At 63.6% G+C, this 12,774-nt stretch carries 8 protein-coding genes; 3 read left to right on the top strand and 5 right to left on the bottom strand.

The annotated features are described in order from the left end of the window. Positions 1–13: 13 nt before the first annotated feature. Positions 14–1,285 (bottom strand): GGDEF domain-containing protein, encoded by a 1,272-nt coding sequence (locus OVA00_RS03605; RefSeq protein WP_268088026.1) that lies wholly within the window; start codon positions 1,283–1,285, stop codon positions 14–16. A 203-nt stretch (positions 1,286–1,488) separates the two neighbouring features. Between OVA00_RS03605 and OVA00_RS03600 the strand changes: the two genes are divergently transcribed. Continuing rightward, positions 1,489–2,046 (top strand): methylated-DNA--[protein]-cysteine S-methyltransferase, encoded by a 558-nt coding sequence (locus OVA00_RS03600; protein ID WP_371813661.1) that lies wholly within the window; start codon positions 1,489–1,491, stop codon positions 2,044–2,046. A gap of 130 nt (positions 2,047–2,176) precedes the next feature. Here OVA00_RS03600 and OVA00_RS03595 read toward each other — a convergent pair whose 3' ends face one another. The 4 genes from OVA00_RS03595 to OVA00_RS03580 form a co-directional block, all read right to left on the bottom strand. Next, positions 2,177–3,442 (bottom strand): alkyl sulfatase dimerization domain-containing protein, encoded by a 1,266-nt coding sequence (locus OVA00_RS03595; protein WP_268088025.1) that lies wholly within the window; start codon positions 3,440–3,442, stop codon positions 2,177–2,179. Positions 3,443–3,564: 122 nt separating this feature from the next. Continuing rightward, positions 3,565–6,621 (bottom strand): AsmA family protein, encoded by a 3,057-nt coding sequence (locus OVA00_RS03590; RefSeq protein WP_268088023.1) that lies wholly within the window; start codon positions 6,619–6,621, stop codon positions 3,565–3,567. A gap of 99 nt (positions 6,622–6,720) precedes the next feature. Further along, on the bottom strand, positions 6,721–7,665 hold the full coding sequence (locus OVA00_RS03585) for a DUF817 domain-containing protein (protein WP_268088021.1): 945 nt from the start codon (positions 7,663–7,665) through the stop codon (positions 6,721–6,723). Positions 7,666–7,826: 161 nt separating this feature from the next. Then, positions 7,827–8,309 (bottom strand): hypothetical protein, encoded by a 483-nt coding sequence (locus OVA00_RS03580; RefSeq protein ID WP_051659098.1) that lies wholly within the window; start codon positions 8,307–8,309, stop codon positions 7,827–7,829. Positions 8,310–8,850: 541 nt separating this feature from the next. Here OVA00_RS03580 and OVA00_RS03575 point away from each other — a divergent pair. Together OVA00_RS03575 and OVA00_RS03570 are read left to right on the top strand one after the other, a co-directional pair. Next, positions 8,851–10,593 (top strand): hypothetical protein, encoded by a 1,743-nt coding sequence (locus OVA00_RS03575; protein ID WP_268088018.1) that lies wholly within the window; start codon positions 8,851–8,853, stop codon positions 10,591–10,593. 129 nt (positions 10,594–10,722) lie between these two features. Then, the gene (locus OVA00_RS03570; RefSeq protein ID WP_268088016.1) at positions 10,723–12,759 is read left to right on the top strand and encodes a type I secretion protein; all 2,037 of its coding nucleotides are present in this window, start codon (positions 10,723–10,725) and stop codon (positions 12,757–12,759) included. Positions 12,760–12,774: the final 15 nt, after the last annotated feature.

The following is a 12,774-nucleotide window of genomic DNA, read 5'->3' as shown; positions in this document are numbered from 1 at the left end:
GGATGCGGAAGGTTCAGGAGCCGGTGGGCCGCCGTGTCGCAGCACTGCTTCTGGCAGGGCTTAATGATAGAAGCGTCGCCGCCGTTCCGGCGGGTGCGATCGAGCCCGCTGCAAACTGCGGCACGCCCGACGGATCATCCGACCAAACGCTGTTTCTGCCGGCGGCCTTCGCGGCATAAAGCGCGGCGTCGGCGGCGGAAATGATCGCGTGCACATCCTTTTGCCGGTAGGCAAAGGCAATGCCGATGCTGACCGTTGCCGACAGCGCCCCCTTGGTCGTGCTCAGCCGGCGCGCTTCGAGCGCGGTGCGAATGCTGTCGGCAATGGCGATCGCGTCGGCGCGATCCGCCTGCGGGAGGCAGGCGGCGAATTCTTCCCCGCCCATGCGCGCGATCAGGGCGTCACGCGGCACGGCCTTCGAGAGGATCCCGGCAAATTCCACGAGCACCTGGTCGCCCACCGCATGGCCGTAGCGATCGTTGATCACCTTGAAGTGGTCTATGTCGAGATAGAGCAGTGCTCCCTTGGCCGGTTGCGTGGCGAGATGGGTCTCGAGCTGCGCAAGGAACGAACGGCGGTTCGGCACACCCGTCAGCGCGTCGGTCTCCGAGGCGAGCTTGTAGCGTTGCTGGGTTCGCTCCTTGACCATGGCGAAGAAGGCGAAACCACCGGCGAGGCTGTGAAAAAACAGCTCGAAGGTCAGCAACTGGTACCAGAGCGGCTGCGAAGTTCCCGCGGCCGTGTTGCCGGCGAGCGGCCAGATCAGGATCAGCGGGATGCGGGCGAGGTAGAGCAGGCCATGGGTGGCGAACACGAAGGCGACGATGTAGGAGCTCGGGAGCTTGCCGAAATTCTCCGAGCGGAAGATCTCGTGCGCGATCAGCGCCGAATAGGCGAAGATCAGGATCGAGTAGAGCACGATCCGGCTTGTGACGCTCTCGCGAACATAGTCTGAAGAATAGGTGACGACGATCCACAGGAGTGGCCCGATGAGCGCGGAGGCGATCTTGAGCGGCTGATTGTCAAAGGCGCGCAAGCCCAGCCAGATCATCGCGAGCCCCAGCACCGCGAGCGCGTTGCCGAGCGAGATGGTGATGAAGTTGTAGCCGTCGCCGCGCAGCGTCAACAGGACGAAGCCGACTGCGCCGATGGCGAAGGCCAAGGACCACAGAAGCAGTTCGAGGCTTTTGCGCTCCTGCCGCCAGGCAAAACCGAAGAAAGCGGCGAAGATCACCAGCGTTACGAACGAACTGAGCATGATCGTCGGGGTATGCAGGATGTCCACCATCGTCTCCTGATGTTCGCGCGAAACCATGCCCGACAAGCGTAAAGCTTTCGCAAATGACGGCATTCGGCGGCCTGTCCGGCACCGGGCAATCTGCGCCAAAACGGCGGTCGCGTAGGCAGGAAACGGGTTGAATTCGGCGGCGTCCTGCACGATTTTTGAGGGTAGACGTACAAGTGGAGGCGAGGCCGATGGGTCAGGCGATGCATCGTTATTTCATCTTTGAGACTGCGGCCGGTTTCTGCGGCATCGCCTGGAACGATGTCGGCATCACGCGCTTTCAACTGCCGACCGGCACGCTGGAGGCGACCGAGCGGCTGTTGCTGCGGCGGCTGCCTTCCGGCGAGGCGTCGGAGCCGACGCCCGTAATCCGTGCGGCGGTGGAAGCCGTGCGGCACTACTTCGAGGGCAGGGAGGTTGATTTCTCCGGCTTCGCGGTGGATCTGCAAGGCCAGGATGAATTTTTCCTGCGCATCTATGCGGCCGCGCGGGCGTTGCGCTGGGGCCAGACCACGACCTATGGCGCGCTTGCCAAGGAATTGGGCGTCGGGCCGGAAGCAGCACGCGATGTTGGCCAGGCCATGGCGAAGAACCCGGTATCGCTGATCATCCCCTGCCACAGGGTGCTGGCCGCCGGCGGCAAGATCGGCGGGTTTTCAGCGCCGGGCGGTTCGACCACCAAGACGCGCATGCTCGAACTGGAAGGCGTCCATTTGGAGGAGCAACAGGCCAAGCCCGCACAGCAGTCTTTCGGCTTCTGAGGTGAGGCTGCTCCAGCGCGTGGCGCCTAAAGCCTGTTGCGTGACAAAGGATTCACACGCCAGACTGTAAGCTCTTGTTTTTATGCGTCTCGTTGCCGCAAGACCGATGCACAGTTTTGCGCGACATGCATTAGCCTTTGGAGCGCTGCTCGGCCTCGCGTGCGTAAACCGCGAGGAAGGCCTTCCCCATCAGCGAATTCTCGTTCTCGATGCTCTTTCGCAGGACCGCGGCCCGAATTGCCTGAATGGCCCGGTCGTCGGGTGCGGCCATGCTGGCGAATTCCACGAGTTGCACCGCGAGGCGGAAATTCCCAGCCTCCGATAGCTGCGTGGCCCGCTCCGCAAGTTTTTCGGCGCCGCCGGCAAGAGCGGCCAGTTCCGATGCGAGATCGGCAGTCCTCGGCGGCATGAGATGGGCCGCGTCACCATCGAACCAGCCGGCATAGAAGTGATAGATGCCGCGGACGAGGAATTCCGGGTCGTCGTACTTCGCTGCCAGATAGGGCTTGCCCAGATATGCCTCGGGCACCTTCACCGCATGCAGAACCGCGTCGAGGCTGGCGCCCCTGTTGAGGAGCGCGAGCGTTTCACGCACGAGATGCTCGAGCGCCTCTGCCCCGTGGCGCAGCATCTCGGCCGCGCGCTCTTCGCCAAAGACGACCGGACCGTGACCGGCAATGAGGACCGCCGGAGCGAGCGCCTCCATCCGCCGAAGTGCCGTCGCCCAATCGGCTGCATAACGCTGCACCTTGCGCGGATTGCCGGCGTTCGGAAACACCCAGATGACGAAATCGCCGCTCGCAAGGACACGTCGTTCCGGTAGCCAGACGAACGTGGCATCGTCGGTTTCGCCTCTGCCGTGAAAAAGTTCGATCCGCTCGCCACCGACGGACAGTGACAGGGTATCGTCATAGACCGCGTCCGGTCGCCGCTGACCGATTGGGTAGATGTAGCCCGGTTTGTTGAACTGCTGGCTCTGCGCGATGCTGTTGTAGCCATGCGAAGCCTCGTAGCGCTCCATCCGCCGCTTCACGTTGCGGTGGGCGACGATCCGCGGGCGCGCTAGCCCACGCGCATCCGCTTCCTGGTCGATGACCGTGATCCCGCTGGTATGGTCGATATGGCCATGCGTGAAGATGACGGTGTGTATGGGGCTGTCGTCCCAGGAGCGTATGACGTCGAGGGTCTGCTTTGCCGTTTCCGGCTTCGCGGTGTCGATCAGGACCAGACCTTCGCTGGTACGGATGGCCGTCACGCTGCCGCAGAAGTAGGTCGTGTGGACGGTGATGATGTTGTCGGCGACATGGGTGATGGCGCCGTGCGAGACCGCGGCGGTCCATTCTTCCATCTGAGCCGTGCCGTCCCACAGACGCTCGAACAACGGGTCGTGTCTCATGGTCTTTCTGTCCTCGAAGCAATCGCCGACAGCTTTAGCATTGCCGGCCGTGGTTGGAAGCCGGCACGTGTGGTCTTGTGGACATGCCTCAGGTTTTGGGCTGCATCATCTGAGACGCTCGCTCATTGAAGAAGCTTGAACAGCTTTCCCAAAGTGCCGCTGTCCTGTGCCGGTTGCTCGGCTTCTGCAGCGGGTTGCTGCTCCGGCTGCGGCGTTTCCGGCGCCGGCTGTTCGGCAGCCGTGTCGGGCGGAGCTTGCCCATCGACGGGCGGTGCCGCCTCGGGCTCGGTGCCGCCACCGCCGATGATCTGCTCGATGGAGAGCTCGCTGCCTTCGTCCTTCGGCTGCTTGCCGATCGCACCGCTGAGGATGTCGCGAAGCTTTCCTCCCTTGCCGTCCCCGGACAGAAGCTCATCGAGCCCCAGCTTGCCGGTCGGCAATCCGAGCTTCTTCAAGGTCGAAAGCGCGGCATCGGGGTTTTTCAGAAGGCCCGAAAGGTCGGGATAGATGCGCGGAGCGGCAAACGACCCTTCGATGACGACGGGCACGCCGATGCCTTCGGTGGCGATGTCGGCACCCTGGCCCTGCAAGGATGCGACCACGCGGGGATCGAGGCGGAAGTTCAACTGGTCCTCCGGCAGGTTTGCCTCGCCTTTGCCGCTCATCCGCACGAGGGGGCCGACGAGCTTGATGTCGTCGGTGCGCGCAACGCCGTTCTCGATGGCAAAGGATGCCCCGAGTTCGGTAAAGCCGGTCGCCTTGTTGTCGTTCTGCTTGAAGCCGGAGGACATCAGGCCGACGAGATTGTTGTAGACGTCGGCAACGTCGATCCCGCGAATGGCGCCGTCGGAGAAACGGACCTCAGCCGTGCCCTTGAGCGATCGCTTGAGCGTGCTGGTCGTGCCGCCGGCGCCTGCAATGTCGAACGTCGTCTGCAGCGCGCCTTCGAGATGCTTGAAGTTTGCAAGGTCGGTGAGCAGTGGTGCGGCCGAGGCGCCCGATATCGAGGCCTTCACGGCGATAGACGGCTCCGTGCCGGATCCGTCGGCGGTCAGGCTCGCGGCCACCTGGCCGCCATAGAAGGGGCTATCCGGAATGTCGAGGTTCGCGATGCCCTCGGAGATCTTCAGGGAAGTTGCGACCGGCCCGACGACGACGCGGCCGTAGGCGAGTTTTTCGGCATCGACCTTGATGGAGGCATCGATGGAGCGAAGTGCGGACAGATCCAGCGGACCATCCGGGGCAGGGCCACCACTCGCTTTGCTTTTGGCCTTCGCCTGCGGCGCGGCCGAAGGCGCGCCGGCCAACCGCGCGAGGTCTAGTTCCTTGAAATGGAGCGCGCTCGAAATTTTGAGCGGTGTCCCGAGTTCGACCGCGCCATTGCCGCTTCCTTCGACCCCGTTGACCGAGAGCGTGGCCTTCTGGAATGCGACGCCCGCAGCGCTTGCCTTCACGTCGCCATTGAAGGCGAATTGCGTGATGCCGCCCGCGTCGGCCTGACCGATCCAGGCAAGAAGCGCTCGCAGGTCTGCGGCCGCGAAGTTCAGCTTGCCGGCGTAGCTGCCCGCAAGCGCCGCCTTGCCATCCAGCGCAAGCGTCGCTTCCTTCGTGCGCAGGTCGAGCTTCAGCGGGATGTCGCCCGCACGGGCATTGGCGTCCATGAGCAGGTCGCGGACCGGTAGGGTAAGATCGATCTCGGCCGGTTTGCCCCGCCACACGAGGCTGCCCGCAAGACGCATTGGCTTGGCCAGGCCCTCGATCTTGAGGGCGAGTTTCTTTGCCTTCACCTCGGCCATGGCCGGATCGGCGATGCCGGGAATGACGATGGTCGCGTCACGCAGGCTTGCGCCGCCGGTCACGTTGATCGTCTTGCGCACAGAGTTCGCGCTCAGTCCGCGAAACGCGAAGGCCGTGTCCATCGTCACGGTTCCCGACAGCGGTACCGATTGGCCGACCAGAGCCGCGAGTTTGGAAACGTCGAGCCCGTTGCTGACGACGCGGCCCTGGAAAATCGGCTCGGCGGCGCCGACGTCGGCGGCGAGATCGGCGGCAACACTGCCGGCGTCGATGCCGAGATGCTCGAGCCGCCCGGTCAACTGCCCGTCCTTGAGGGTCGCCGTCAGCGCGACGTCGGATGCGGAAATGTCACCAACGGCAAGGGCGCCGACATTGACGCTGATATCGGCGTCAAAACCGGCCAGCGCCTGCAGGCCTGCAGCTGCCTTGGCCCTGTCCGTCCGGCCTGCCGGTTCCTCGGGCTGGGAGGAGGATGCGGCCGTCTCGCCGTCATCGAGAAATGCGCTCAGATCCAGCCGCTCGGCGTTGAGGTCGGCGAGGAACCGCGGGCGGCTGCCCGGCACGAACAGCGCGTCGAGTCCGAGCGCTTCGTCGCCGATCGTAAGCTTGCCGCCGCGGATCTGGTAACCGCCATTGGCATTCAGCGCCACCTGGCCGCGGGCAGTCAGTTCGGTGAGCCCGGCCGCAAGCTGGGGCTCGGCCTCCAGGGAAAGGCTGAGTTCGGCAGGCTTGTGCTCGAGCAGCGGACGCAAAGGCGAAACGGCAAGCGTGACATCGTAGCGCCGGCCATCGACGCCGGCGCCGGCCGAGAGCGACAATTCGCCATCGATATCCGGAACGGCGAGCGTAAGATCGAGATCGCTGACGACGTCGACCGAACCGCCGGCGCCCTCCTGCCGCAGCGTTCCCTCGCTGATCGAGATCTTGTCGATGGCGCTTTTCTCGAGGAAGGCGACGAGGGCGGCGAGCGGATCGCGCGTTTCGCCCGTGCTCGCCTGTCCCGCCTCAGCCCCCCCGTCTTGCGCAACCGCTGCGGCCTCTGCCTTCGGCCGCAGCGCCACGACAGGGCGTACAAGCCTTACTTCCCTCACGTGCAGGCGGTCGGACCATAGCGAGGAGAGCGTCACGGAGCCCGCGACTTCGCCGATCTCGGCGGTCATGCCGTCGGCATCGAGCGAGACGTTTTCGGCCACCACCGCCAGATGCGGGACGACGGAAAGTCTGACCGGGCCGTTGAGCGCGATCGCGCTGCCGGTCGCGTTCGAGAGTTGCCGTCCCAGTTCGGCGCGCATCCAGTCGCTCGAAACGAAGCTGGGCAGGATCATGACTGAAACGACAGCGAGGACGCCGAGCGCCAGCAGGCAAAGAAAGAAACGCCGCATGTTTCCCCTCGTTGCGAAAGCGATTGATTCGGTATGGTTTTCCAGCGCGCGCCGTTTTGCAACTCCTGGGGCGATCTGCCTTCTCGTCGTACGGTTGCGCTATCGCGCGCCGACACCCTTTCCGGCGACGGCTGCATCGCCCATCTCGACGGCTGTACTCTCGGCCACGGCTGCCGGAGCGGCAACCGCGCGCGGACGATGCACGAGCGTGACCAGCACGAACGACAGGATCATCAGCAGATACCAGGCGCCGAGCTTTTGCACGGAGACCAGCGTCCAGCCGGCATGCTGCGAGGGATAGATCCAGGCCCGCGACCAGGTGCCGATGTTTTCGGCGAACCAGATGAAGAGGGCGACCAGCAGGAAGCCCACGAGCAGCGGCATGCGGTGGCGAAAGCGGAAGACGCGATAATGCACCGTGGTGCGAAGGAAGAGGATCGCGGTCAATCCGAACAGCGCGTAGCGAAGGTCGATGATGTAGTGGTGGCTGAAGAAGTTGACATAAATGGCAAGGGCCAAAAGCAGGGTCGCGATGAGCGGCGGATAGTTGCTGTAGCGCATGTCGAGAATGCGGGTCACGCGCGCCAGATAGGAGCCGACGGCGGCATACATGAAACCCGAAAACAAAGGCACGCCGCCGATGCGGAAGAAGCTTGGCTCCGGATAGATCCACGAGCCGACGGAGGTCTTGAAGATTTCCATCAGCGTGCCGACGACGTGGAAGATCAGGATGACCTTGGCCTCGGCGATGGTCTCGAGCTTGAAGACGAGCAGTGAGATCTGGATGGCGATGGCGCTCAGGAACAGGAAGTCGTAGCGGGCGAGACCACTGCCTTCGGGCCAGTAGAATTTCGTTGCCAGCATCAGGGCCAGCATCGCGCCGCCGAAGAGGCAGGCGAAGGCCTGCTTGATGCCGAACACCAGAAATTCGGTCAGGCCGCCAAGGAAGCCGCTTGCCGGAAGCCGGTCGAGCACGCCATGCGCCGCAGCGTCGATGCGCACCTCAAGGCTCGTAAACCGCCTCTCCTCGGGTTGTCCAACCATCCGCATCGCCTCCTGCTGCCGTCGCTGCTGCGATGGCCTGACAATGCGGTTGAATTGTGGATGGCTGGAAACCGGGCCGTGTGGAGGTGGCTGCCGCGCATCCGCCACCAGCGGCGGCAGCAGGATTGCGGCATGCCGTCGTCTGCGCTCGTGGCGGGTGATCAGCGCGGGAAGGCGTAGCGGTCGACGATCGCCCAGATTTCCCGGTTGACCTCCTGCAGCTGCTCGATCACCTCGTTGATCCGCGCGATCTCCGCCTCGTTGATCTGCTCGATCTTGCCGTACTTGATCGTGTCCTTGCTGTCGAAGATCGCCATCAGTTGCGTGCTCGCCTGGTCGCCGGTTTCGTCGAAGGAATAGATGCAGTGGCTGTATTTGTTGCGGAGTTTTGCCTGCCGGCCAAGCTGTTGGGTAATCGAAAGAATTTCCTGCCGCTGCGCGGCAGGCGTCTTTCCCATCTTGGTCAGCCGCTCGACGAGTTCGATGCGGGCCCGCGTCGTGTTCAGCGTCAGGAAGATGACGATCGCGGTTTCCTTGTCGACCCGGGCGAGGCCGGCGATGAGGTAGATGAGCAAACTCTCCGTATTCGTCCACGTGTAGTTGAGTTGTCCGATTAAGAGGAGGATTTCGTGAAATCTTGCCATGGGCCTTCCAGTGCTCGCCGGTTGCCAAATGCCACACCACTGCTCGTCAGAATACTGCATTCCTGCGTCCAGTAAATTCGTTCTGACGATGGTCGCGCAGGCCCGGAAATGCGGCGCTCGGGCCCTCTCCGGCGCGTGGCCAGCCGTCGGGTGACGGCCATATTTTGCCTAGCCCACGGGTGAAGGTTTCTGCGTCTCGTCGCTAGCCCGCGAAGGTTAGCCCGAACTGACAACTTACAATGCGTGTCGGTTTTAGACAGAGTCTCCTCTGCAACCGGCGAGCAGGACGCACTCAGGCCCCCTTTGGGCAAGCTCTGCATCGAATGGAATACCCAGTTGGGAACCTGTTCCGGTCCTCTCGACCAAGTAAGGGGAGAGGCAACAAAAGCGATCAAAGTATCGACAGATGGGCGACTAGGCGCCCGGAGGAAAACACCGTTACTGAGTTCAACAAGTCCAACACGTAGCCCGCGCATGGCCCAAATCCGCGTAAGAGAAGAATGCGGCTCGGCTGTCGCGGCCTCAACTCGAGGTAATCGTCATGAGTAAGGACAAGAATATCCTGTGGCCATGGGATGACAGCCAGTCTCAAGATCAAGACCAGGGACAAGGACAGGGCCAGGGTCAGGGACAATTGCAGGCGGAGCTGCAAGGCCAGCTTCAGGGACAGGGACAAGGCCAGGGCCAGGGGCAAGACCAGGGACAGGGCCAGGACCAAGGTCAGGGCCAGGATCAGGGACAATCGCAGTACAGCGAGTCCTACAACGGCAATCTCAACGGCAACGGCAACCTCAATGGTAACGGCAACGCCAATGCCAACGGGAACGGCAACCTGAACGGCAACGGCAATGCCAACCTGAACGGCAATGGCAACGCCAACCTGAACGGCAATGGCAACGCCAACCTCAATGCCAACCTCAACGAAAACAGCACCCATGTCGACGTCGACAGCAAGACGACCGTCGACGTGGACGTCGATCTCGACCTGAGCGGCTACAAGCCGTCCGACGACGACTTTGCCGATATCGACAACTCCTCGATCCACGGCATGGCGAACACGAGCTTCAAGGACATCCTGAACGGCTCGATGAACGGCAACAGCAACGTTGCCAACGTGTTCAGCCAGAACGCCATCATGTCGGATGACGACAGCGCCTCTGACATCAACAACAGCGGCACGCTTAACCAGAACGGCAACGCCAATGCCGGCGACGCCCGCTCGGGCGACGGCATTCAGGCCGGCGCAGACGGTGGTGAAGGCGGAAGCAAGGCCTATGCCAACGGTGGCGACGGCGGCGATGGCGGCCATAGCGTTGGTGGCTTCGCGGGCGCTGGCGACGGCGATGGCGGCGACGCAGACAACAATGCCGATGCGATCGGCGGTGCCGGCCTTGGCGGCATTGCAGCCAGTGTTGGCGTTGGCGGCGGCAGCTCCAGCGGTGACGCAAATGGCGGTACGGCGACAGCCGGTGCCGGTGGTGCCGGTGGTGCCGGCCTCGGCGTCGGCCTCGGTCTCGGTGTCGGCCTTGGTGTCGGCGCGGCAGCCGGCGGCGACGGCGGCAGCAATGGTGCCGGCAACGGTGGCACAAGTGGCGACGTCACGAGCGGCCCGGCAGGATCTTCGGATGCAGGTGACGGCGGCGATGCCGGCGGCTTCATCCTTCCAATCCTGAACCTCGGTGGCGACGGTGGCGACAGCAACGGTGGCAACAGCGTAGCGGTTGGCGATACCGGCAGTGCTGACGGTGGTGATGCCGGCGATGCCGGCGACGGCGGCGGCGCTTTGGGTGCTGGTCTTGGCGCGGGTGCTGGCTTCGGCGCCGGTGCAGGCGTCGGCGGTGCCGGCGGCGGTGGTGGCGATGCCTATGCCGGTGGCGGCTCTACGGGTGACTCGACCGGTGGTGACGGTACCGGTGGTGCAGCGACCGGTGGTCACGGCCTCGGCGGCCTCGCGCTCACGGGTTCGTGGGCAGCCGGCGGCGACGGTGGCGATGCCTACGGTGGCCATGCACTCGGTGGTGCCGGCGGTGCCGGCGGCGCGGGTGGCTTCGCGACGAACGGTGATGGCGGTGCGGGTGGCAGCGCCGGCATGTGGGGCTCGTACAATGGTGACGACAGCTTCGTCGAAGGGCTCTCCTCGGCTTCGGCAGACGCAGTTATCGACACCAACGCCTTCAACCAGCAGATCGTGCTCGGCGCGAACCTGCAGGGCAACACGATCGACATGACGGTCGTCGGTGGTGATTACACGACCACTGCCGTCGGCGACGACGACAACACCTGATCGATGAGGGGGCGTCGATCCGCGTCTCGCGGGATCGACCCGAGAATGACTGCGCGGGAAGCTCTCGCGCAGTCAGGCACGACCCGCCAAGCCGGCGGGGACTGCCGACGACAAGAGGAGGGCCTGACCTTGTATTCCGCAAAGATCACCGAGGCCATTGCCCATTTCATCGGTCTCTTCGAACTCTCTACCGAAGAGGCGCGTCTGCGTGAAATCCATGAGAAGTTCGACCCGGATCGCGACGTCCACAAGGATCCGAAGGAGCTCGTTTCTGCGCCGGTCAAGGTGCACGCACCTTACGATCTCGACGACTTCAACCCCGACGTCCCGTACAAGCCGGTCGGACCGGACATCTTCATGCCGATACCGGACGGCTATGCTGGGGTGTCCTTCCCCGAATACCCGATTTTTGGCGGCTCCCTTGGCCGCGCCAGCTCGGAAGCCTCCCTGCAGGGCGCATCGCCGAGATCGGCCTCGCAGGTGGTCGAGCCGCACATCAACCCGCCGGGCTCGGTGGTGGTCTACAGCAACCAGACCGCCGAGCTTTCGGACAATGATTTCGTCAGTGTCGGCGGGCATGGCCTGAAGTCCGGCCTGCAGATCGACAACAGCGCGACGATGGCCGAGCTCATCGACGCGACGCAGAGTATTTCGCTGCTCGGCGAGACGGATGTCGCCGGCTCCAGTGACGCGATCGCCAGCCTCGTTGTCGGCACGGCCGAGAGGCTTGAGGCATTCTCCACCGGCGGCGAAGCGGAGGCCGGGGGGCTGAGCGTCACCCATTTTTCAGCCAGGGCCAGCACGCTCGAAGGCATCTATGTGAACGGCGTGATCGTTGAGGAAGCGCCGGTTCTCAAGGATCACCTGCCGGACCCGGACGAGGCTTCCGATGCGCCGGACGAGCCCGAACTGTCGAACGACGGGGTCGAAGTCGAGGGCGGCATCGCCTATGGCGAGGGTGCCGTCGCGGTCGACACTTCGGTCGAGCTGGAAGCGGGCAGCAACACGCTGGTCAACTCCGTCGTCATCACCAGCGACTGGCTGCAGGCCGAAGTGCTGGCGGTGGCCGGCGACCACGTCGAACTCAACGCGATCGTTCAGGTCAACACCCACTATGACAGCGACCTCGTCAGTTCCGCGCTGAGCGGCAACAATATTGAGCAGCATGCTACCCAGGCGTTCAACATCGCCATGTTCAAACATGTCGAGCCGGCGCAGACGACGCATGCCGACACCGCCGACTTCCCCAAGGTCTGGGCCATCACCGAGGTCAAGGGCGACCTGATGATGGTCAACTGGCTCCAGCAGTTCACTTTCATGTCGGACCAGGACACGGCGATCCTCGCGGCTTCGGGCTCGAAGCTTTCGATCGTCGGTGGCGACAACACGGCGGCCAACCAGATATCGCTGCTGGAGCTCGGATACCGCTTTGACCTGATCTTCGTCGGCGGCAGCGTCTTCGACGCCAACATCATCCAGCAGACGAACATCCTGCTCGACAACGATCTGATCGGTGCCGTCGGCGGCTTTCACACCAGCGGCGCCGGTTCGGTCTCGACCGGCGGAAACCTGCTTTGGAACTATGCCGGAATCGTCGAAGCTGGCAGTGCAGGCCCGGTCAATCCGATGTCGGACGGTTACCTGTCCGCGCTGCAGGATCTGTCGGAAGGCAAGAAGCCGTCGGGCGACGACTTTCTGCATGATCCCGCCTTTGCCGGGCTGAATGGCCTGAGGGTGCTCTACATTTCCGGCGACCTCATCAGCCTCAACTACATCCAGCAGACCAACATTCTCGGCGACAGCGATCAGGTGACGCTGGCGATGAACGCGCTCGAGGCGCGCCCGGACGCGGACTGGACCATTTCCACGGGCTCGAATGCTCTGCTGAACTATGCCGGGATCGTCGATGTCGATACCGGCAAGACGATCTATGCCGGCGGCGGCGCCTATTCGGACGAGGTGCTCATCCAGGCGGAGCTGGTCAAGAACGATCCCTATCTCGGTAGTCAGAACCCGGATGCGCTGGTCAGCGAAGCGGTCGTCTTTCTCGGCGACGACATGCTCACTCCGGATTTCGGCCACCAGCCGCAGGATCAGATCTCGCCGAGCCATGGGCACGGCATCGATACGGCCAGTGCCGACCCCATGCACAGCATGGTCGCCTGATGGGAGTGCGGGAGG

The organism is Ensifer sp. SL37 (genome assembly GCF_026672675.1).
Taxonomy (GTDB): domain Bacteria; phylum Pseudomonadota; class Alphaproteobacteria; order Rhizobiales; family Rhizobiaceae; genus Ensifer; species Ensifer adhaerens.
Note: the sequence above shows the minus strand (reverse complement) of the source record. Positions and strands in the feature narration are given on the sequence as shown.